This is a genomic window from Shewanella sp. S23-S33, from assembly GCF_043359565.1.
Taxonomy (GTDB): domain Bacteria; phylum Pseudomonadota; class Gammaproteobacteria; order Enterobacterales; family Shewanellaceae; genus Shewanella; species Shewanella oncorhynchi.
The window spans coordinates 56,024-77,140 of the sequence record NZ_JBHFFD010000043.1 but is presented as its reverse complement, the minus strand read 5'-3'; the positions used below and the strand labels follow the sequence as shown (position 1 = coordinate 77,140).

18 protein-coding genes are annotated in these 21,117 nt (G+C 46.0%); 8 read left to right on the top strand and 10 right to left on the bottom strand.

Annotation, left to right across the window (positions count from 1 at the left end; genetic code table 11):
* Nucleotides 1–2 precede the first annotated feature (2 nt).
* Nucleotides 3–305, bottom strand: coding sequence for a PepSY domain-containing protein (locus ACHA99_RS11110; protein WP_105250671.1), 303 nt, complete (start codon nt 303–305; stop codon nt 3–5).
* Between the two features lie 367 nt (nt 306–672).
* On the opposite strand from ACHA99_RS11110, the gene ACHA99_RS11105 reads away from it, so the two are divergent.
* Complete coding sequence (locus ACHA99_RS11105) at nt 673–1,617, top strand: choice-of-anchor H family protein (RefSeq protein WP_393942736.1); 945 nt, start codon at nt 673–675, stop codon at nt 1,615–1,617.
* 80 nt (nt 1,618–1,697) lie between these two features.
* The gene (locus tag ACHA99_RS11100) at nt 1,698–2,171 is read left to right on the top strand and encodes a peroxiredoxin (protein ID WP_113940228.1); all 474 of its coding nucleotides are present in this window, start codon (nt 1,698–1,700) and stop codon (nt 2,169–2,171) included.
* 71 nt (nt 2,172–2,242) lie between these two features.
* Here the strand turns inward: ACHA99_RS11100 and ACHA99_RS11095 are convergent, their stop codons facing one another.
* The 3 genes from ACHA99_RS11095 to ACHA99_RS11085 all read right to left on the bottom strand — a co-directional run bounded on the left by ACHA99_RS11095 (nt 2,243) and on the right by ACHA99_RS11085 (nt 4,692).
* Entirely contained in the window at nt 2,243–2,632 is a 390-nt protein-coding gene (locus ACHA99_RS11095) for a YgiW/YdeI family stress tolerance OB fold protein (protein ID WP_113940229.1), read from the bottom strand.
* Nucleotides 2,633–2,786: 154 nt separating this feature from the next.
* Complete coding sequence (locus ACHA99_RS11090) at nt 2,787–4,052, bottom strand: sensor histidine kinase (RefSeq protein WP_393942734.1); 1,266 nt, start codon at nt 4,050–4,052, stop codon at nt 2,787–2,789.
* Complete coding sequence (locus ACHA99_RS11085; protein ID WP_131525518.1) at nt 4,024–4,692, bottom strand: response regulator transcription factor; 669 nt, start codon at nt 4,690–4,692, stop codon at nt 4,024–4,026. Before ACHA99_RS11085 ends, ACHA99_RS11090 begins: the two co-directional genes overlap by 29 nt.
* Nucleotides 4,693–4,778: 86 nt before the next feature.
* Here ACHA99_RS11085 and ACHA99_RS11080 point away from each other — a divergent pair, with 86 nt between their 5' ends.
* Entirely contained in the window at nt 4,779–6,071 is a 1,293-nt protein-coding gene (locus ACHA99_RS11080) for a DUF5666 domain-containing protein (RefSeq protein WP_393942732.1), read from the top strand.
* Between the two features lie 37 nt (nt 6,072–6,108).
* Here ACHA99_RS11080 and ACHA99_RS11075 read toward each other — a convergent pair whose 3' ends face one another.
* The 3 genes from ACHA99_RS11075 to ompR form a co-directional block, all read right to left on the bottom strand.
* Nucleotides 6,109–8,079: a methyl-accepting chemotaxis protein gene (locus ACHA99_RS11075; RefSeq protein ID WP_393942730.1), complete on the bottom strand. Its 1,971-nt coding sequence runs from the start codon at nt 8,077–8,079 to the stop codon at nt 6,109–6,111.
* 128 nt (nt 8,080–8,207) lie between these two features.
* The gene (gene envZ, locus ACHA99_RS11070; RefSeq protein WP_393942728.1) at nt 8,208–9,524 is read right to left on the bottom strand and encodes a two-component system sensor histidine kinase EnvZ; all 1,317 of its coding nucleotides are present in this window, start codon (nt 9,522–9,524) and stop codon (nt 8,208–8,210) included.
* A 42-nt stretch (nt 9,525–9,566) separates the two neighbouring features.
* Nucleotides 9,567–10,292, bottom strand: coding sequence for a two-component system response regulator OmpR (ompR, locus tag ACHA99_RS11065; protein ID WP_006079507.1), 726 nt, complete (start codon nt 10,290–10,292; stop codon nt 9,567–9,569).
* Nucleotides 10,293–10,686: 394 nt separating this feature from the next.
* On the opposite strand from ompR, the gene greB reads away from it, so the two are divergent.
* The 3 genes from greB (at nt 10,687) to ACHA99_RS11050 (ending at nt 15,899) form a co-directional block, all read left to right on the top strand.
* Nucleotides 10,687–11,190, top strand: a complete 504-nt coding sequence (gene greB / locus ACHA99_RS11060) for a transcription elongation factor GreB (RefSeq protein ID WP_113940239.1) — start codon at nt 10,687–10,689, stop codon at nt 11,188–11,190.
* A 162-nt stretch (nt 11,191–11,352) separates the two neighbouring features.
* The gene (locus ACHA99_RS11055; protein ID WP_393942725.1) at nt 11,353–13,716 is read left to right on the top strand and encodes a Tex family protein; all 2,364 of its coding nucleotides are present in this window, start codon (nt 11,353–11,355) and stop codon (nt 13,714–13,716) included.
* A gap of 218 nt (nt 13,717–13,934) precedes the next feature.
* The gene (locus ACHA99_RS11050) at nt 13,935–15,899 is read left to right on the top strand and encodes an LTA synthase family protein (protein WP_393942723.1); all 1,965 of its coding nucleotides are present in this window, start codon (nt 13,935–13,937) and stop codon (nt 15,897–15,899) included.
* A gap of 99 nt (nt 15,900–15,998) precedes the next feature.
* Here ACHA99_RS11050 and ACHA99_RS11045 read toward each other — a convergent pair whose 3' ends face one another.
* Both ACHA99_RS11045 and bioH read right to left on the bottom strand, forming a co-directional pair.
* Nucleotides 15,999–16,556, bottom strand: coding sequence for a hypothetical protein (locus ACHA99_RS11045; RefSeq protein ID WP_393942721.1), 558 nt, complete (start codon nt 16,554–16,556; stop codon nt 15,999–16,001).
* Between the two features lie 61 nt (nt 16,557–16,617).
* Complete coding sequence (gene bioH, locus ACHA99_RS11040) at nt 16,618–17,412, bottom strand: pimeloyl-ACP methyl ester esterase BioH (RefSeq protein ID WP_393942719.1); 795 nt, start codon at nt 17,410–17,412, stop codon at nt 16,618–16,620.
* A 32-nt stretch (nt 17,413–17,444) separates the two neighbouring features.
* Between bioH and ACHA99_RS11035 the strand changes: the two genes are divergently transcribed.
* Both ACHA99_RS11035 and nfuA read left to right on the top strand, forming a co-directional pair.
* A complete protein-coding gene (locus ACHA99_RS11035; protein WP_393942717.1) occupies nt 17,445–18,236 on the top strand; it encodes a ComF family protein in 792 nt (263 codons plus the stop codon).
* Between the two features lie 241 nt (nt 18,237–18,477).
* Nucleotides 18,478–19,056 (top strand): Fe-S biogenesis protein NfuA, encoded by a 579-nt coding sequence (nfuA, locus tag ACHA99_RS11030; protein WP_006079591.1) that lies wholly within the window; start codon nt 18,478–18,480, stop codon nt 19,054–19,056.
* Between the two features lie 83 nt (nt 19,057–19,139).
* Here nfuA and ACHA99_RS11025 read toward each other — a convergent pair whose 3' ends face one another.
* Entirely contained in the window at nt 19,140–21,077 is a 1,938-nt protein-coding gene (locus ACHA99_RS11025; protein ID WP_105250652.1) for a S9 family peptidase, read from the bottom strand.
* Nucleotides 21,078–21,117: the final 40 nt, after the last annotated feature.

Genomic DNA, 21,117 nt, shown 5'->3' with positions numbered 1-21,117 from the left:
CGTTAGTTCCTCGAGACTCGGCCCGTTGCGGCATCTACTGAAACAGAAAATACTTGGCCATCATTATTGAGGATTTTAATACGATATCCCGATCCGCTGGATTGTACGCTCAATACTTTGCCTTGAAATTGTCGTTGCGCCATTGCCACCGCTTGATCAGGGCTATTGACCGCTAGACGGCGCTGCTCATTCTTCGCACCTTGGTTACGAGGCTGATTGCGATCATCATGTCTATCATTACCTGCTATGCAACCAAAGGAGGCTGATAAGCAAGTGATTAGGGCCAAGGTCAAACCAAGTTTCATATCGGGTACCCGCAATGTTCAGCGATCTTAAGTTAATGAGTGAGATGGATAACTTATCGAGTCGACTAAGAATACCTCATCACCTTAACAAACACATAGAGATCAGCCAATTGGTTGGCACAATTCCTTCAAAATTAACTCTGGCAGTTATTTTGTTATTCGTGACAGAACTGAAGTTCTGTTGGCGAGTCTATCTCTATGCTCGCGCTTGTATCGTTTAAGTTTTGTGAGTGTTACCCATTCCAGATGAACTCGGGCTGAACGTATCTTCTGGCTGAGAACAGTGGGCGTTGATGTTCAGCTTATGTTCACCTTCATTGCACTTTAATAGCTCCAATTTGAACGGGTTATCCATAGGATATTCAAGATGAACACACTCAATAAGCAAGATATGGCAGCCACAGTTAATGTTAAGCTGTTTATGGCAACGGCTATTGCTGCGTTGTTTTTAGCGTCCTCTGTTGCTAGCGCTCAGCCCCGCGAACTGGAGTCATCGCAAAGCTTAACGCCATTTACTGCCGCCAGTGTTGGTATTGCCAAAAAAGCAGAAAATAGCGAGCAAGCTGCTGAGCAGGAGCAGCAAGCCTTAGCTTTGTTACAGCAAGCCGCGCCCGCAAAAAATGTCACTGAAGTCGCCGCTGCGGCCGTGAAATCCTTGGCGCCAGCCTTATCATCCAAAGCGCCGACGGCAAACCGAGTGCAACTTATGGGCGCCTCGCCGATGACGCGTGAGCAAGTGACAGCGAAACATGCGAGCCAAGGGATTCCGAGTTCGAGCGCGACCAGTGAAGATCCCTACCGGGCACCTGTGTATCACAGCTTTTCGATTTTTGATGCCAGCAGTCGTTTGTTTGAAGATTTTGACTACGATGGGTTTTATCAAACGTTTAGCGTGACCTTCGACGTTGATGTCAATGGTGCATATCTTAATGAAAGAGCTGATTTATTTGCCGAGCTTTATCTCAGTCGTGATGGTGGCCCTTGGGTGCATTACTACACCACCGACGTATTTACCATTTACGGTGATTCGACACAGGACGATTACGAAGTGTTGACCACGCTCTACACAGGTTATGCGACGGATCACTATGATGTATTGATTGATGTGTATGAAGTGGGTTACAGCGATATTGTTGCGACCATTAGCGCCGATGAGACCGATAGTTTGTATGCGCTGCCATTGGAGAGTAGCGATCGAGACAGAGAGCCCGACATTATCGTTGTTGAGGAAAGTGGCGGCGCCTTCTCAGTATTAGGTTTGTTATGTCTTAGTTTGTGTGCGGGGCTGCGGTTGAATCGAACTCGAGTCTAATCGCCCTTATTTCTCTCGGTGTTTATCTGCGGTAAATAGGGCTAGTATGGATGAGTTATTTTAACTAAATGGAGAAAGACATGATTGCTCAAGGTCAAACATTACCTGCTGCCACATTAGGTCAACTGACTAAAGATGGCATGGTGAATCACCAAGTTACCGAATTGTTCGCGGGTAAAAAAGTCGTATTGTTTGCAGTGCCAGGTGCTTTTACTCCAACGTGTTCTGAAGCGCATTTACCTGGCTATGTGGTATTAGCCGATCAATTTAAAGCGAAAGGCGTGGATTTGATTGCCTGTGTTGCTGTGAACGATGCCTTTGTGATGAAAGCGTGGGGCGAAGCACAAAATGCCTCTGAATTAATGATGTTAGCCGATGGCGATGCCAGCTTTACTAAAGCCTTAGGTTTGGAGATGGATACTGCCGGTTTTGGTGGGGTGCGTTCACAACGTTATGCCATGATCATCGATAACGGTGTAGTGACTCTACTGAATGTAGAAGAGCCAAAGGCTTTTGAAGCCAGTAAAGCTGAAGTTGTTTTGGCTGCTATCTAAGCGTATTTAAGACATGAAGTTTGGATGTGACCAAAGCCAGCCATTCATTGGCTGGCTTTAACTAAATCCATTTATTGTACGATTTGAATGTTGTCTGCATCTATGGTCACTTCAGACCAATCTTTATCCACTTCACCACGAATAATGACCTGAGTCTCAGGTGTTACTGTGTTGCCGCGCCATAAATCATCATCAATTTCGACCTTAATATCACCCGTAGCGTCACGGAAAATATAATCATCGTGTCCAATGGAAGAAATGATATGGCCCGTTAACTCAATTTGGGCGTCATCACTGGCATTGAGCGCGCTCACCACATCATGAATCACTTGTCTTGCGCTCGGCCCTTGGAAGCCACCCTGTATTTGAGGTTCACCCGTTGTAGGTTGAAAGCCTGCTTGGCTGGCCATAGTCGTGAATGAAAGTGCCATTGCGAAAACGGTAAGAGTCATTTTATTCATCTGTTTGTCCTTTCTATGGTTTTATGTAACTCAGCCTCAATGGCTATTACAGTGTTGCGAGCATAGTGCCAAGACAAGCGTGAAGCGGTTGTGAAGATTGGGTTTGCAACTCAGAATTTGCTAAAACGAGGTCATTTATCCAAGCTAACTTCAGTTAATGGGCATTATCTATAAACTGAACATAAGCCTGATAGCTAGCACCATCGTTTTGGGTTGAAAATGCCCAGCCCATTCGCTCGCAAATACGTTCAATAATAATTAATCCGCAGCCATAGCCTGATGTATCAGTACTTTGAGTGCTTAGTGGATTCAGTATCCATAATTGGTTGCTTTGCATCGTAATTTCAATGTTTCCGGCACTGTAATTGAAAGCATTTTTAATTAAATTACCTATCACTATGTCAATAAAGCTCAGTGGCGCCTTGATGCTCAAGCAATCTTTAAGCGTTAAGCTGTAGGTGATTTCTTGCTTGGCAAAATGCTGCGCCATTTCAGCTAAAATGTGTTCAAGGCGTGGTGCTAAATCAATTTGGCTGTAGTGCTGGGATTCAATGTCTTCTTTTCCGAGAAGTAAAAAGGCTTCGGTGAGCGTTTTCATTTGATGCCCTGCGTAATCAATACGTGTAATGGCTTTTTTGACCATTAACTGTTGAGCCTCGGTTGTCGCATTGGGGATTTTTTTGAGCAATTCTACCGAACCTTGGATCACCATAATGGGCGTGCGTAGTTCATGGGAGGCAAAACGGCTAAATTCTTGTTCCCGAGTGAAGTAGGCGGCAATTTTAGCTTTGTTGCTTAATAGGGTTTGCTCAATCTGGCGGGTTTCACGGTATGAAGTACTCGGTGTTGATGTTGGTCTTTTTGGTGATAGTTGATTGATTTTATTTTCAATCTCAGCAAGTGGACTGGATAGCAGACGTACAAAATACAATCCATACGCCATGATAAACAGGAGCAAACCGATCCCCATAATAGAGATCAAAATGTGCATTCTATCTTCATAGCTATCAAGGAAATCGTCCGCGTCATCCTTATAAACCACATACAACAGCCCTTGCCCAGAAGGATGAGCGGATATTAAAAAGTGTTTATCTTCGTCACCCAGTTGATGTTCGTAAAATCCGGTATTTTCATAAGGTTGCAGCCAAGCTGGTACAAACTCTTTGCTCCAATATGTTTTCAATTCATTGATATCGGGGAGCTGTGCTTTATCACCAAACCTTTGATAATTCTTTAGATATTCGCGAGTCTCTGTGGCCAGCGTTTGCTCGAGGCTAATCTTCTCAATTTGTTCTTCGGCGATATAAATGAGGCTCCAAAAAATGGCAAACATCAAGCTAGTTAATACTAAAAAAGTGAGGCGGATTTTTTTATATAAACTCGGAAAATGCTCAGGGGATAAGTCGGTAACCTTGGCCATGGATAGTCTCTAATTTTGAGTCTGAAAAACCTTTATCGAGTGCACTGCGTAAGCTGTATATGTGGCTGCGAAGTGAGTCACTCGAAGGTGCATCATCTCCCCATACTGTATCTACCAATTGCTCTTTACTCACGATAGCGGGCGCATGTTTTAGTAACAGTGAAAGAATGGTGCGCTGAATTTTACTGAGCTTAATTTCTTTACCAGCACGGGTAACTTGATGGGTTTGCAAATTTAAACTGATATCACTGAAGCGCAAAATACCCACATCTAAACGTGGGCCACGATTATGCAGTGAATGCAGTCGTAAGCATAATTCTTCCATCGCGAAAGGTTTATTTAAAAAATCATCCCCACCTGATGTAAAAGAATCAATTTTATCCTGCAGACTATCTTTGGCGGTTAAAAATATAATCGGTGTATTACAATAAATTTCTTCACGCAGTTTTTTGACCGTATTAATACCGTCTAATTTGGGCATCATAATATCCATTATGATGACATCGTAATGGTTTTGTTGAATTAAATTGATTGCACTTTCCCCGTGATATGCACAGTCGGCAATAATACCCTCTAGGGTTAAATAATCCATGATTGTTTCAATAACATCATGATTATCATCAACAATTAATACTTTCATAGGTTAATTCATTTCTTCACATTTGCTTGACGATCTTCATACTAAGATGCCCAGCACTGATTTAACAAGACATAATAGGGAAGAAAATGAATAAACTCTTAGTCTGTATTACGGCCATTTTGCTGGCAGGTTGCGGTGGTAATGATTCATCAACAGATACCTCTAAACCCGATCCTATCGTTCCACAACCCACGTTACCCGCAAAAATTAACGGTACAGTAACAAATATTGCTTCTGACAATAATTCGATTACGGTCAACGGATATAACGTAAATATCGCTAATGCTAAGATTCACTATGGTCAACAGCCGTTAGAGGTTAATGCCATTCAAATGGGGATGAGGGTCAAAATTGATAATGAAGGCCAACAGGCTAAAAATGTCATATTAGATCCAAGCCTCGTGGGTGAAATCAGTTCCGTTAATCAAAATACTATTGCCGTTAATGGGATTAATTTAGTCGTTAAACCAGCGGACGCGACCCAGTATAAAGTAGGCGATTGGGTGGCGGTGAATGGTTATCCAACGGTAATGGGAGAATGGCAGGTTAATTCTATAAACCTTATCCCCAATTTTGTGTTTGCTGAAATAGAGGGACGTGTCTCTGGATTAAACAAGGCCACGCAACAATTCAATATCGGTTCGGCAGTGATTAATTATGCCACCGCACGTTTAGAAGGCAGCTTACAGGAAGGCGCATGGGTTGAAGTGGAAGGCCAGCAAAGTGGTGCTTCATTTTTGGCTTCTGAAGTCGAGGTGGAAGATACGGCGTCTTTTAATGATATGGAGCTAGAAGGGACTATTACTTGGGTCAACCAAGATAAAACGCAGTTTGAGCTTAATGCCCGTACTCGACTCTATGTCACTACAAATACTCAATTTGAAGATGGCAAGCAAGCTAACCTGGTTGAAGGCAAGCTAGTCGATGTAGATATTCAATCTATGCCGCAGGGTTTATGGGCCAGAGAAGTTGAATTTGAAATATCACATGATAATGGCGGAATACCTCCAACCTTAGGTAAAAAGTTCGAGCTAGAAGGTCTGGCGACACTGACCACCAATAATCAGCTACAAATTAATGGATTTACATTTGATATTGATGCCAGAACTCAATTCGATGACGGTTTAACCTTAGCGACACTTGACCAAAAATGGATTCAAATAGAAGGTGTTGAACTCGCAGACAACCAGTGGTTAGTGAAAGAAGTTGATCTTGAAGTGCGAAGCAATGAGCTTGATTTGTCGGGTTTAGTGATGCAAAAGACCTTGTGGGGCTATCAAGCGACTGATGCTTCATTAACGCCATTTGAAGGCAAATGGGTTGATGTCGAATGTCAGTTCGATGGCTCCAATATCCACAATTGTCGAATCGACGATTAAACACAAATAGAGAAATTAAGTGAATAAACGTGCGGTTTTAGGCCGCACGGTTTATTTGGCTTTGTCCAATCCCCAAGCTGGTTTCAATATCTTCTACACTCTGCTGTACTTCTTGGGCGATGACCTCACTCTGCTGTGAACTGGTTTGCGCTTGTTCTTTTAAACTATCCATAGTGCGAACAAATTCATCGAGATAATCGACTTGCTCTTTGGCATTGAGCGAGCCTTGTTTGGCGGTATTAGCCATTTCACTTGCTTGGTTTTGCACTGTTTGCGCCACTTGCCACAGGCTTTGAGCACGCAGTTTCTGGCTGCTGGTGGCCTGTGCTATGCCATCGACACTCTCACTGAGGGCATGATTTGATTGGGTAAGTTGTTGCAGAATTTTCACGATCTCATTCAAAGACACTTGGGTGCGTTGGCTTAAATTACGCACTTCATCGGCCACCACGGCAAAGCCGCGACCTTGCTCGCCAGCCCGCGCAGCTTCGATGGCAGCATTAAGGGCGAGTAAGTTAGTTTGCTCGGCAATATTGCCAATCACATCAATGATTTTCGATACATCCGTCACTGAGTTATTTAGGCTTTCAAGGGACGAATGGCACAGACCTACCGCGGTTTGTGTTTGCTCGGTTGCGCTCAATACCGCCTCTGCTTGTGCTTGACTCGACTGCATTTGGCGCATGGTTTCGGCTGCGCTGTCTTCCACGAGTGCCGAAGTGTGGCTCACCTCATTGGCGAGGCTGCGGATATGCTCGGTCTGTGTTTGCGTATCGGCCACAATCGTTTGGGTGTGCTCTGTGTGTTGTGATAGCTGAGTAATGCGCGCAACCAGTTGGCTTAATGATTGAGAAACCTTAGTGATTTGCTGGCGCTGTGCCTCGTCTTCCTGTTCAAATCTTTGCAGTAACTGGTTGAAATGACCTGCGATTTGGCCCGTCTCGCAGCGACGATTAATATCTAAACGCTCGCGGCTGTTCGATTCGCTTAATTTCATAAAAGCTTGGTTGAGACGTTTTAGCGGTTTGACGACGCGATTTTGCTGCAGGACTAAATAACCAATGGCAAACAAGGCCATGATGGAAACCATAGTGTAGAGGATTAGCTGTAACTCATATTTCAGCTGCTGGTTCTTTGCTGCCTGAGCCTCACCTAAGCCAATAAGCTGTTGTTCCACATTGCTAATCGCATGAATGAGTTGATCTTGCATCTCTTGGTTGGTTTGCAGCAATTGGTGCGTATTGGCGACTTCTTTGTTGTATCGATTGGCGAGACTCAGCAGTTCACTGCGGTCACTTTCGCCGACTTCAATCTGTTCTGGTTCGCTGGCACCGAGGGCAAACTCATCGGCTTCTTGCTGTTCATATACGCCGATTAACGGCAGTGCGCTGAGGGAGTCGTGCCACGTATTTAGCTCTTTGCTGGTGCTGTCTAAAATGCCCTTGAGCTGCTGATTTTTACCGATCAGATAACCATCGGTCAGTTGGGAAAGTTGGTAGACGATAGAAGGTAAATTGCGGCTCAATTGCAGATATTGTTCGGCGACCGCCGCATTTGTGGCTAAGCCTTTATCGGCATAGCTGCCCAGACGACGGTTGTAGTCGAGCATTTCAGATTCCGCGTGGGCGAGCAGTTGCCTAGGATTGCCAGCGAGTTTACCCGCGGCGCGGTACTTGGTATCTAAATCTTGAATGAAGTTGCTTAGGCTGGCTTGCAAGTCATTGTCAGTAGCGCCCATGGCTGCGAGGTTAAGCTGCGTGAGCTGGTTTTTAATGGCGCTGAGTTTGGTTTTCGCTTGTTCAAGTTGGCTAGCGTTGCCACTGGCTAAATAGCCATCGAGATCGCGGCGTACACCGACGAGGAAATCCTGCTGAATAGCTTGTAATGTAAGTGTTTGCTGCTCAATTTGTTGCCGCTGATCACTGCTCCACAGCACTACGGCTGCTAGCAATCCCGCGAGCAATAACAACAGGGCAGAAGCAGAAAGCGACAGCGTTGAAATTTTCATTTTGCAATCTTCATAATGGTCAGAGCCAGTAACTGTGCTGAGTTTATGAATTTAAGGTGACATTAATATGACAAGTGCTCACTTGGATGTCAGCGTTGTCATTTGATTTGCAAATATGTGATCTCGCGTTATTCCAGCGGCAGCCACACTTGGGCTTTTAAACCGCCTTCGGCGCGGTTGGAGAGGGTAATTTGCCCTTGGTGTCTGTCGATAATCCGTTTGATAATGGCGAGGCCTAGGCCCGAACCAACACTACCACGGGCGATATCACCTTGGGTAAAAGGTTGAAATAGTTTGGTAATTTGCGACTCATCGATCCCTGGTCCATTATCTTCAACACTAAAACCGATACGCTTGCCATCGAACTGCGAGCTAATGCGGATCCAGCCAGAGCCATAGCGAAAGGCATTTTCGACTAAATTACTCAGTACCCGTTTAATGGCAATCGCTTGAAATTGTGCTTCGGGGCAGTCAGTTAACACCACTTCTATTTCACCGGCGCGATTGGCTTCTGCTTGAGCGACATCTTGAATAAGTTTATTGATTTGGCCTAGCTCACGGCTGGTTTCCTGATCTTGGCGAATATACGCAATAAACTGGCTGATGATGGCGTCCATATCTTCGATATCATTGACTATGCCATCTTTAAGATATTGATCTTCCTCAACCATCATCTCAGAGGCGAGGCGAATACGGGTGAGCGGTGTGCGCAAGTCGTGGGAGATCCCCGCCATCAATAGCGCTCTATCCTGCTCCAGTTGCTTCATGCTGTGTGCCATCTGGTTGAAAGCATTGGTAACTTCGACGATTTCACTCGAACCTTTTAGCGGCAAGGGATCGGGAAATTCACCGCGGGAAACGGCAATCGCGGCTTTTTGTAATCGCCTAAGTGGGCGGTTTTGTTGGCGAGCAAACCACCATCCCCCAGCGACACTAAGTGCGCCAATCACCATTAAATAAAGGGTGAGTGGCGAAAGATCTGAAACATTTTGGCCGATAAGTGGCACTTTTATCCAAATCGAGGGCGCCTGTGGTGGACGGATCCAAATCTGTAATACGCTGCCATGGGTGACGCGGACTTCAGCATCGCCACCAAGATATTCCGACATCTGCGATGACCAGAAACCATAGTAAGTGGCTTGCTCAATACCCGCTTCATGCGCTTGCTGTTGATTGTAGATTTTCATGCCATCGTCGTGGACTTTGGCATTAAGGGCATCGACTATGGTTAAGTGTTCGCGGCCAATATCTATGCCGTCGACAAACAGTAATTTGACTTGGCGAGCGATTAACTGATTGATTTGTTGGTAACTTGGCTTGAGTACATAGACGGCGACCGTGACGTAAGACACCAGCTGATTGATCAGTAATAGACAACCAATCAGCATCACGGTTTGACTAAATGCGCTGCGAGGAACAAACCGCCACCAAAACTTAGGTTTCATCGTGGGCTCAATAACCGCAGGAGATTAAGATGGCAGCGCGGCTCATCGACGCGCGGCACCATCGGGTACAAACACATAACCTAAACCCCAAACCGTTTGAATGTAGCGAGGATTCGCGGGATCTTTTTCGATTAAGCGGCGCAGACGTGACACTTGCACGTCGATGGAGCGTTCTAGCGCTGAATAATCGCGGCCACGGGCGAGGTTCATCAACTTATCCCGAGACAAGGGCTCGCGTGGATGGGTGACGAGCACTTTAAGTACGGCAAACTCACCGCTAGTGAGTGCGATGGATTCGTCGCCGTGGTACATCTCACGGGTGGCTAAATCCAGCGAAAACTCACCGAAGCTAATCTGTGCTTCTTGCTGGGCGGGCGCACCGGGCACATCTTGGGTTTGGCGACGCATCACGGCTTTGATCCGTGCGAGTAATTCCCGTGGATTGAAAGGTTTTGGCAGATAATCGTCGGCGCCTAACTCTAGGCCAATAATACGATCGACTTCATCGCCCTTGGCCGTCAGCATCACGATCGGAATGGGGTTACCTTGCTGGCGCAGCCTGCGACAGATAGACAGGCCATCTTCACCGGGCAACATCAAGTCGAGCACGAGTAAATGGAAGTTTTCGCGTTCTAATAGGCGGTCCATCTGCTCGGCATTGGCCGCGCTGCGCACCTGATAACCTTGCTCCATCAGGTAACGCTCGAGTAACGCTCGCAGGCGCATATCATCATCGACGACGAGGATTTTCGAGGTTTCTTGTCCCATGGGATGTCCTTTAATTGCTCAGGTTGGTGCTTATTCTACTGACGAGAAACAGTTAAGATTAACCAACTGGCTGAAATTGAAAACGAATCTGCCTAATATAGCCGCATTCAACCAAGGCGACTAGCTCACCTTAGTAACTTGAATGCGATAAATGCTGACATTGATTGCCCAATGTTAATACTAAGCAAATGAAATTGCATGGGAATACTCGCGTTTATTCACGCTATAGCTGAAATTGTAACTAAATTGGCATCAGCAAAAGAGGTGATTTAAAAGCCATTATGCACAGAGATGATTTAGTGGGTTAACTTTAGCGTCCAGTCTGAGTATCATCAGTCCAATATATTATCCCGCATCAATTGTGGTCGTTTAATCCAACGATTGAGTAATGAGTATGAAAGCGCATTTGATCACCCGTCAGGGTTGGCAAACTTTAGATAAAGAATTGAAGTATTTGTGGAAGGAATATCGGCCGCAAATCACCCTTAAAGTCCAAGAGGCCGCGGCGCAGGGAGATCGAAGTGAAAACGCGGACTACACATACAATAAAAGGCTTTTACGTCAAATAGATAGCCGTGTTCGTTACTTGGTTAAGCGGTTAGAAGAATTAAAAATCGTCGATTACTCGCCGCAGCAGGAAGGCAAAATATTCTTTGGCGCTTGGTTTGAGCTTGAAAATGAAGCCGGTGATCGAGTGCGTTATCGGATCGTCGGTAAAGATGAGCTCGATACAAAATTAGGCTATATCACCATCGACTCGCCCATGGCGCGTGCCTTAATCGGCAAGCAAGTGGATGATGAGGTGCTAGTGCAAACGCCATCGGGTCCAAAAGAGTGGTATATCAATCAGATCCGTTATACCCCTTTTGAAACTACTCTCGCCAGCGAGGCGAATTAACCACAGAGTTACTGCTGTGAAAATAGCGGCGGTAGTCACGGGATTGCGGGAAAGATCAAACTCTCTGATTTGACCTAGGCTTTAGCATGAAACATACGGGGCGCCTGTGGTATCTTTGGCGCAATAACGACTTACTTTACAGTTAGGCACGACACTTTATTTATGCAAACTAATGCACATAACATCGCTCTGATTATCGCTCAAGAACTGAATGTTCGTGAGCAACAAGTTGCCGCAACCATCACTCTGCTCGACGATGGTGCGACAGTTCCCTTCGTTGCCCGCTACCGTAAAGAAGCCACGGGCGGTTTAGACGATACACAACTGCGTACCTTGTACACGCGTTTAGGTTACCTGCGTGAGCTGAACGACAGACGCCAAGTGATCCTGTCTAGCATCCAAGCTCAGGGTAAGTTAACGCCAGAATTACAATGGGCGATTGACGAGGCAGACAGTAAGACACGCCTCGAAGATTTATACCTGCCCTTCAAACCTAAGCGTCGTACTAAGGGCCAAATCGCTATCGAGGCTGGGCTTGAGCCATTAGCCGATGCATTACTGGCTGATCGTAGCGTAGATGTCGAGACTACAGCGGTAGGCTATATCAATAGCGAAGCGGGTTTTACCGATGTTAAGGCTGTGCTCGAGGGCGCGCGTTATATTCTGATGGAGCGCTACGCCGAAGACGCTGAATTACTGCGTAAAGTGCGTGAGCATTTAAGCCAAAACAGTGTGTTAGAAAGCCGTTTAATTGCTGGCAAAGAAAAAGACGGCGCGAAGTTCCGCGATTATTTTGAGCATACAGAGCAGTTAGCTAAGATCCCATCACACCGTGCGCTGGCTATGCTGCGTGGGCGTAATGAAGGTTTCTTAACCTTATCTATGAATGCCGACCCAGCCGCTGAAGCGGGCCAAGGTAGTTACTGCGAAGTGATTATCTGTGATCATTTAGGGCTGAAATTAGGCGATAGCAGCGTTGATCAATGGTTGAAAACTGTGGTGACGGCGACATGGCGTATTAAGATTGCCCTGCAGATGGAAACCGAGTTTATTTCGCAAATGCGCGAACGCGCTGAAGCCGAAGCGATTAAAGTTTTCGCCCGTAATCTAGGTGATTTATTGATGGCCGCTCCTGCGGGCGCTAAAGCCACCATGGGACTCGATCCTGGTTTACGTACCGGTGTTAAAGTCGCTGTGGTCGATAACACGGGTAAGTTGTTGTGCCATGCGACTATTTTCCCACACGCACCGCAAAATCTGTGGGAAAAGTCGATCCGTACTTTGGCTAACTTAGTCAAAATGCATAAGGTTGAGCTGATTGCGATTGGTAACGGCACTGCATCACGGGAAACTGACAAACTGGCTGCTGAGCTGATTGCCGAAGTGAAAGATACCCATCCACATTTGACCAAAGTGATGGTCAGTGAGGCGGGTGCGTCTGTGTATTCTGCATCGGAATTGGCGGCGTTGGAGTTTCCTGATCTTGATGTGTCGATTCGTGGTGCAGTGTCTATCGCCCGTCGCTTGCAAGATCCATTAGCCGAATTAGTGAAGATTGAGCCTAAGTCTATCGGTGTCGGTCAATACCAACACGACGTGAGTCAAAGCCAATTATCGGGTTCGTTGGAAGCCGTGGTGGAAGACTGTGTAAACGGCGTGGGTGTAGATCTCAACATGGCCTCAGTGCCGTTATTGTCACAAGTGGCTGGTTTAAATAAGACGTTAGCGAAAAACGTGGTCGATTATCGCGATGCCAATGGTCAGTTTAAGAATCGTAAAGAGCTGCTGAAAGTACCGCGTTTAGGGCCTAAAGCCTACGAGCAAGCGGCGGGCTTTTTGCGTATTCGAGAAGGGGACAATCCACTCGATGCCTCGTCTGTGCATCCAGAGGCTTATTCACTAGTGGAAACTATCGCTAAAACTAAGCAAGTAGAGTTGGCGAGCCTGATGGGTAACTCTGATTTACTTCGCAGCATCAAGGCTGAAGAGTTTATTACGGCGGAATTTGGCTTGCCGACGGTGACGGATATTTTAGCCGAACTGGATAAGCCAGGACGCGATCCCCGTGGTGAGTTCAAAACCGCTAAGTTTAAAGATGGTGTTGAAGAACTTAAGCACTTGAAACCTGAAATGGTACTCGAAGGCGTAGTGACCAACGTGACTAATTTTGGTGCCTTCGTCGATATTGGCGTACATCAAGATGGGCTCGTGCATATCTCTTCTCTAACCGACAAGTTCATCAGCGACCCGCACACTGTGGTGAAAGCGGGAGATGTGGTGAAAGTCAAAGTAATGGAAGTTGACGTTGAGCGCCGCCGCATCGGTTTGAGCATGCGTTTGGATGAAGCTATCGATCAGATCAAGCCGCAGCAAAGACCGCACAATCCTACCAGAACTAATCATGGTAAAACACCGCAGTCAGCGAAACCGGCTGCGCGTCCTGCGCAAAAGCAAGCACCTAAAGCGCCAGCAAACGCGGCCATGGGCAATGCCTTTGCCGATGCCTTCGCTAAGCTGAAAAAGTAGACGCTGTAATGTTAATACTCGGACATACGTCATGTCCGAGTCGACTTTTTAACCTGTTACTCACAAAATTGTTGCATAAATGTCGTCTTAGGGAATATAAAGTCGGCATTTAATGCAACGTTAAGCAAAATCGGTTGTCATAGCACAGCTTATTCACCGATTTTTCAAATTGACACTCCAAAGCAGAGTGGCTCTTTTTACACGTTTTGGGGTAACACATGCAATCTGGTTTATCACCTCGCGGGCGAAACAATGCCCATGGGCCTTTTCGCGCCATCTTTATTTTTTCGTTATTAGTGCTTTTCATTGCCACCGCGAGCCGTATCGCTTTAGGGCTGTGGCAAGCCGATCGCGTGGCCGCTGTTGATGGTTGGTCGCATCTCTTAATCCAAGGTTTACGCGTCGATATCGCTACCCTGTGCTGGTTATGGGGTATTGCTGCCTTAGGGACTGCATTATTTTCAGGTGATCATTTTATTGGCCGTCTATGGCAGCCGATTTTACGGGTGTGGTTAACCGTCGGTCTGTGGATCATGCTGTTTTTAGAAGCATCGACCCCCGCTTTTATTGAAGAATACGGTTTTCGTCCGAATCGTTTGTATGTGGAATATCTGATCTACCCGAAAGAAGTGCTTTCTATGCTGTGGGCGGGTCGTAAGCTTGAGCTTATTTTCTCAATATTATTAACCATAGGTACACTCTGGGGCGGTTGGGTTCTCAGCGGTAAACTGACGAGAAACCTGCGCTTTCCACGCTGGTATTGGCGTCCAGTATTAGCGTTAATCGTTATCGCAATTACGATATTAGGTGCCCGTTCAACCTTGGGTCATCGTCCGCTTAACCCCGCTCTGGTGGCTTTTGCTGACGATCCATTAGTGAACTCTTTAGTGATTAACTCTGCTTATTCCTTGGTGTTTGCCATCAAGCAGATGGATAGTGAAGAAGACGCTTCTAAAGTATATGGCAAGCTAGATAATGCGGAGGTTATTGCAACGATTCGGCAGGAAAGTGGTCGCCCTGAAAGTGCCTTTACTTCAACGGATATCCCATCACTGAGCTTTAACCAAGCCAGTTATACTGGTAAGCCAAAGAACTTAGTGATCCTACTGCAAGAGAGCTTAGGCGCACGTTTTGTCGGTAGTTTAGGTGGGTTACCCCTGACACCGAATATCGATGCCTTGTCTAAAGAAGGTTGGTATTTCGATAACTTGTACGCTACTGGTACACGATCTGTACGCGGAATCGAAGCCGTGACAACAGGTTTTACGCCAACGCCAGCTCGCGCTGTGGTGAAGCTAGGTAAGAGCCAAGTTGGCTTTTTCAGTATTGCTGAATTACTTAAAAATCATGGTTATACAACGCAGTTTATTTATGGTGGTGAGAGCCATTTCGACAATATGCGTAGCTTCTTCTTGGGCAACGGCTTTAGTGACATCATAGATCAGAAAGATTACAAATCTCCGGCCTTCGTGGGCTCGTGGGGCGCGTCAGACGAAGATTTAATGCGCAAGGCGAACAGTGAGTTTGAGCGTCTGCATAGCGAAGGTAAGCCTTTCTTTAGTTTAGTGTTTAGTTCGAGCAACCATGATCCATTTGAATTCCCAGATGATCGTATCGAACTTTATGAACAACCTAAGCAAACTCGCAATAATGCGGCGAAATATGCCGACTATGCGGTTGGTGAGTTTTTCAAATTGGCGAAAAACGCGGACTATTGGAAAGATACGATTTTTATCGTGGTTGCCGACCATGACAGTCGAGTGGGTGGTGCGGATCTGGTGCCAGTATCACGTTTTCGTATTCCGGGATTAATTCTTGGGGATAATGTTGCACCAAAACGCGATCATCGTATTGTGAGCCAGATTGATTTACCGCCAACACTGTTATCATTGATTGGTATTTCAGATTCTTACCCTATGCTGGGCCGAGATTTGACCCAAGTCAGCGATGATTGGCCTGGGCGCGCGTTAATGCAATACGATAAAAACTTTGCCCTGATGGAAGGTAAAGATGTAGTGATCCTACAGCCAGAAAAAGCGGCTCAAGGTTTCGAATACAATGAAAAAACTGAGCAGTTAACGCCTTATGCGCCAGCCGCTGCAGCGCTAGAGAAGAAAGCCTTAAGTTGGGCATTGTGGGGCAGTTTGGCCTACCAGCAAGAGCTGTATCGTTTGCCTAAATAAGCGTTAAACAGAATGGAAAATGCCGCTATTTTTAGCGGCATTTTTGTTTATCATTCAGGTTAATTTTGTGCGCAAACGGATTCATACGATTGGAATAGGTTAAATCCACGTCGACATAATAGATTCTTGCTCTGGCTGAGTCTGCTGCTGATAAAACTGACCAATACGCTGCCCAAGTTGTTGATAAAATTGACTCGATTCGCCTTGAAGCGATTGCCTTGCTGTACTGCTGGTATTCGCTTTGGCGTTACTGCTGGCATAATTTGCCGCACCTTGACTGACCTTTAAGCGTATATCTTTACGTTGCAGTGCCGCTTGGCCTCTTGCTGCAATTTTTAGCGTTTTAGGTAAAACACGCTCAGCCACTACAAGGGGCGCTTTTTTCTCTTGCTGTTGTTGGTTCTGTTGCTGTGAGGATTGCTGTTGCTGCTGTTTTTCTTGAACTTGCTGCTGATTATGCTCGAGCGTTTTTGCCTGTTGTTGAGCTTGATCCGCAGTGCGTTCATTCTGTGGATTAAAGGCGCGTTCTTCGTGACCTTTAGTTGCCGCTTGTGGTGGGATGACTACAGGTTTCAGTTGGTTGTCGACCCGAGCCGAGTCCGTCGCGACATTACTGGTCGCTAGCGGGACTTGGGGGTAGTTACTGACAACTAACATGGAAAATTCCTTGGCACATTAATGGTTAAATACTAGACATTAATCGCTCAAAGATAAAGCGTTAACGTGTCTGTAACGCTAACCAAGGCATAAATACCTGCAAAAACTCCTGTTGATGGGAAATAAAGGGCGCGTGAGAAGCTTTGGCGAGCATCACATCTTCACTTTGAGCTGTGATGGGCATTTTAGGTGGTACGCGTTTGGGCACTAGCCCGTCGAGTCGGCCCCAGATCCTTAGCCAAGGTTGTTGCAACTCTGTCAGTTGCTGCCTTAAGTCGACGTCGGTTAGCATATTTAGGCCTTGAGTTAAGGCTCTGGTATTGGGTAAAGGACGTGCGAGGACAAGATCGCGCAGTTGTTTGATGTCTTCCTTGGCGGTTTCGCTACCCATGGCTTGAATCGCCAGAAATCTCTCTATAGTTTTAGGTAAATTTTGGCCGAGTTGTTCTCTAAATTGATGAAGGACTTGTGGCGGAATGCCCGGCCATGCTTCGTCTTCCCTTGCCATAAAGCAAGGGGATGAGGCAATAGTAATCAAGCCTTTGATTTTTTGTGGATAACTTAACGCTGCCTGAGTCGCAACGAGCCCACCGAGTGACCAGCCGGCCCAAATAGCGTGTTCAGGCAATGCAGCGACTAAGGTATCGACCCAGGTTGATAGGCCACCTTCAACCATTTGGCTATGGCCAAAGCCCGGCAAGTCTACATAGTGCACCCTATACTGAGACAGTGACTCATTTAATGGCGTAAACACAGCGCTATTCACTCCCCAACCGTGAAGCATCACCAGATCTGGCCCTTGGCCGCTGATTTCAATATGCAAATTTGCTTGGTTTGTGGATGTGACTTGGCTCACTTGAGTGCCTCAAAAATGGATTAGGTGAATGTATGCCGTACTTTGTCAAAAGGATTTGGCCGCAATCTGCTTTACGGATAATGCGTTTAGGCTATCAACTCGGTACAAGGTGGTTGGCGGGCAGTTTACCTAACCGTTGCCTGCTGTGCCACCAATCCATATCACTTCCCGAGACTGGCATTTGCGCCGTTTGTCTTCAATCTGGCTTATATCATGGGCCTATTTGCTTAGGTTGCGGTAAGTCGATGCAAATAGAAGTTGATTATTGCGGTGAATGCCAAAAGCGCCAGCCACGTAAAGTTATTGCGCCTTGTAGTTATCATCAAGGTTTGGGGGCTTGGGTTGGTGCGATTAAATATCAAGGTCAACTTGCCGCTTTGCCCGTGCTGTGTAGCGCCTTAGTGGCACGCATTAAGGTATTAGAACAGCAAGGATTAATCTCGCTGCCTCAAGCGATAGTGCCAGTTCCATTACATCCAAAACGTTTGCAACAACGGGGATTTAATCAGGCTTGGTTAATTGCCTATGAGTTATCACAGCTCTTGCAACTGCCGTTAGTGAGCGAAGGGTTAACGCGCCAACAAGACACTCGATCGCAGGCGGGGCTTTCGGGTGCACAGCGACGACGCAACTTACATGATGCCTTTATGTTAGCGGATGATTTTGCGTTCCAGCGTGTTGCATTGGTGGATGATGTGGTCACCACTGGCACTACAGTCTCTGAAATTGCTCGCTTATTCGAAGCGCGTTATGTGCATGTTCAAGTATGGTGTTTGGCAAGGGCAGAGGCGCCAGGCTTGTTGGATGATCACGATAATGAATGAGAAGCATGTTGATAACGTCTTATAATATCCGCTCAAGTGACTGTCTTAGTAGCATTATTCGATTTTGATGCGTTGAGTTTTTATCGTTTAATTAGTCCAAATGACTAAGTCAAATCGTGATCGCTATGGCAAAAATCCATAAACTTGCTATCCAAAGGACTACAAAGCGAAGGTGAGTCGGAGTATCATACGGCTAATTCTTACTAAAACACTCAGGTATCCCCTGACGGAGCAGGTTTTCATGATTACCATTTCCGATGCGGCTCAAGCCCATTTTGTTAAGTTGTTAGCAGATCAACCTGAAGGCACTCATATTCGCGTATTTGTGATCAGTCCTGGTACCTCGCAAGCCGAGTGTGGTGTGTCTTATTGTCCACCGGATGCAGTAGAAAGTGATGATATTGAAATCGAGTTCACTGGTTTCAATGCTATGGTCGATGAGAAGAGTGCACCCTTCCTTGAAGATGCCACTATCGATTTTGTGACTGACCAATTAGGTTCACAACTCACGCTCAAAGCACCTAACGCAAAAATGCGTAAAGTGTCAGGTGATGCACCTTTAGTCGAGCGTATCGAATACGTGATCCAATCTGAAATCAACCCTCAGTTAGCTGGCCATGGTGGTAATATCATGCTGGTTGAAATCACTAAAGAAGGCGTGGCTGTACTGCAGTTCGGCGGTGGTTGTAACGGTTGTTCTCAAGTTGATATCACCCTGAAAGATGGTATCGAAAAACAATTGTTAGACATGTTCCCAGGTGAGTTGACTGGCGTACGTGACGTGACAGATCACCAACACGGTGAACATTCTTACGCTTAATCTTGTTTGTTGAGCTGAATGAAAAACGCGACCTTGAGTCGCGTTTTTTATATTTGGCTTTCGCTTTAAGTGCAGCTGTTAAGTTATAACTTAGGGTTGAGATTATCAGCTAAGAACTTATCTAAGGCTTTAAACGTCGCGAGTCTGTTGTCGTTATTGCTCAGGTAATGATCACCATTTTCCAACTCAATATACTCCACTGGTTTATTCAGTGATTTGAGCTCGTCATACATTTCTCGGCTATGTTGAACCTTAACGACTCTGTCCTTATCGCCATGTAGCAGTAATACTGGGATGTTAATTTTATCTGCTTTACTGATAGGTGAGCGCTCATAGAGGGCATCGAGATCATCTCCTATTTGTTCTTTAACCACTTCATAGTTGGTATGTCTGCGGCTTGATTTTACTAGGTAGGCCACATCGGTCACACCAGCCACACTGATGGCGCAACGGTAAAGATCGGGAGTCATAGCAGCCCCCATTAAGGCCGCGTAACCACCATAACTCGCACCGGCAATACAAATGCGTTTAGGATCGCTAATCCCTTGAGCTATTAGGTAACGAGTCCCGTCTTCAACATCGTTTTGCATTTCGAGACCCCAGCTTTTTAGGCCAGCCTTCATAAACTCATAGCCGTAACCTGCCGACCCCCTGAAATTCATTCGAAATACCGCATAACCCCGATTAGCGAAAAACTGTGCCCAGTAGTCGAAGTCGTTACTGTCATAACTGATCGGGCCGCCATGGGGGAAAATAATCGTCGGTAGCTGTTTAGCTTCGAGTCCCTTTGGTACTGTTAGGTAAGCATCGATTTTGAGCTTATCCCTTGCTTCGTAAGTTAGATGTTGGGTGTTGGCGAGTAGCTCACTATTGAGCTTGCCGTATCGGTTAGCGATGGGATAAAGCGTTTTTTCGTCCCTATCGCCGAAGTAATAAGTGCCAGGCTCGGTTGAGCTGGTGGAATACACTATGTAGCGGCGTTCATTTGCACTGAATTGAGTAATATAGTTGTGAGCATCGGGTAATACAGCCTTAAGACCATTTTGTAGTCCGACATATTCTGTTTCCCAGAAGGTGTATTCCTCGCCGTCGCCTTCACTGATACCAATGACTTTTTTCTTTAATTGCGAGTAGAGTAAATCCCCTTCGACGTCAGTTGCTTCATTGGCGTAAACTAACTCTTTTGTAAGATTAGGGTCGGTCAGGTTCACTTTAAAAATGGCTTCGAAACCTTGGTGATAGGCGCGAACGTAGAGGATATTAGGGTCTGCATCAAAACCTAATGGCCAAACCGTGTCCTCAGAGAAGGCTTTAAAGGTCCAAAGCAAGCGTGAATCACTCTTTTGCTCGGCCTGTTCATAAATGCGGTACTCAGTATCATCGTTGTAGATAGAAATTCGGACTTTGTGCTGCCTGTCGGTAATCCAACTTATAATCTTCTTTTTAGCATTTTGGGTGTAACTGGATTTCCCCTGCGCTAAATTGACTTTCAGAACGCTGTCTTCGCCTACGTTTTCTCCCATTCCGTCTAATGACAGTAAAATATTATCGGGATCATCTGGCATAAGATCGATAATTTGCCCCTGATGTTGCGGGATCCAATTAAGACGGTCTAAGACGCTGCGCGGAAGGACACTCGAGGTCTTTTTCGTGGTCAAATCATACTTAACAAGGCGGGTTTCGGTTGTAGGTGTACCGTAACGGTTAGCCGGAAACTTAGCACTGATCAGTAAGATATTATCGTTTGCCCACTGCAGAGACAGGATGACAAATTTTTGGTTATCCGTGTGCAGCGGAATGCTTTTTTCGCCTGTTTCTATATCTTGGATACTAACGACAGTACCTTTGAGTTTGGCTTGATCGACCCGTACAACAGAAGCGATTTTTTTGCCATTAGGCGAGAGCTGCACAGAGCTAACATCTGGGATGCTTGCAAAGGCTTCAACGGGTAATTGTGGCGCAGTGTTGGCAACCGTATAGTTACATAGCCACAGCAATAGCAGCGGTAAAATCCTTTTCATTATCGATTCACATCTTTGTTACATTTGTAAAGTCAACATA

Excerpts from the sequence above, each read along its gene's own strand:
- ACHA99_RS11095 (WP_113940229.1), bottom strand. The coding sequence starts at position 2,632 with ATGAATAAAATGACTCTTACCGTTTTCGCAATGGCACTTTCATTCACG.
- ACHA99_RS11080 (WP_393942732.1), top strand. The coding sequence starts at position 4,779 with ATGAATAAACTCTTAGTCTGTATTACGGCCATTTTGCTGGCAGGTTGC.
- ACHA99_RS11075 (WP_393942730.1), bottom strand. The coding sequence starts at position 8,079 with ATGAAAATTTCAACGCTGTCGCTTTCTGCTTCTGCCCTGTTGTTATTG.
- ACHA99_RS11045 (WP_393942721.1), bottom strand. The coding sequence starts at position 16,556 with ATGTTAGTTGTCAGTAACTACCCCCAAGTCCCGCTAGCGACCAGTAAT.
- ompR (WP_006079507.1), bottom strand. The coding sequence starts at position 10,292 with ATGGGACAAGAAACCTCGAAAATCCTCGTCGTCGATGATGATATGCGC.
- ACHA99_RS11105 (WP_393942736.1), top strand. The coding sequence starts at position 673 with ATGAACACACTCAATAAGCAAGATATGGCAGCCACAGTTAATGTTAAG.
- ACHA99_RS11055 (WP_393942725.1), top strand. The coding sequence starts at position 11,353 with ATGCAAACTAATGCACATAACATCGCTCTGATTATCGCTCAAGAACTG.
- envZ (WP_393942728.1), bottom strand. The coding sequence starts at position 9,524 with ATGAAACCTAAGTTTTGGTGGCGGTTTGTTCCTCGCAGCGCATTTAGT.
- ACHA99_RS11035 (WP_393942717.1), top strand. The coding sequence starts at position 17,445 with ATGCCGTACTTTGTCAAAAGGATTTGGCCGCAATCTGCTTTACGGATA.
- ACHA99_RS11090 (WP_393942734.1), bottom strand. The coding sequence starts at position 4,052 with ATGGCCAAGGTTACCGACTTATCCCCTGAGCATTTTCCGAGTTTATAT.
- greB (WP_113940239.1), top strand. The coding sequence starts at position 10,687 with ATGAAAGCGCATTTGATCACCCGTCAGGGTTGGCAAACTTTAGATAAA.
- ACHA99_RS11025 (WP_105250652.1), bottom strand. The coding sequence starts at position 21,077 with ATGAAAAGGATTTTACCGCTGCTATTGCTGTGGCTATGTAACTATACG.
- ACHA99_RS11110 (WP_105250671.1), bottom strand. The coding sequence starts at position 305 with ATGAAACTTGGTTTGACCTTGGCCCTAATCACTTGCTTATCAGCCTCC.
- ACHA99_RS11085 (WP_131525518.1), bottom strand. The coding sequence starts at position 4,692 with ATGAAAGTATTAATTGTTGATGATAATCATGATGTTATTGAAACAATC.
- ACHA99_RS11100 (WP_113940228.1), top strand. The coding sequence starts at position 1,698 with ATGATTGCTCAAGGTCAAACATTACCTGCTGCCACATTAGGTCAACTG.
- nfuA (WP_006079591.1), top strand. The coding sequence starts at position 18,478 with ATGATTACCATTTCCGATGCGGCTCAAGCCCATTTTGTTAAGTTGTTA.
- ACHA99_RS11050 (WP_393942723.1), top strand. The coding sequence starts at position 13,935 with ATGCAATCTGGTTTATCACCTCGCGGGCGAAACAATGCCCATGGGCCT.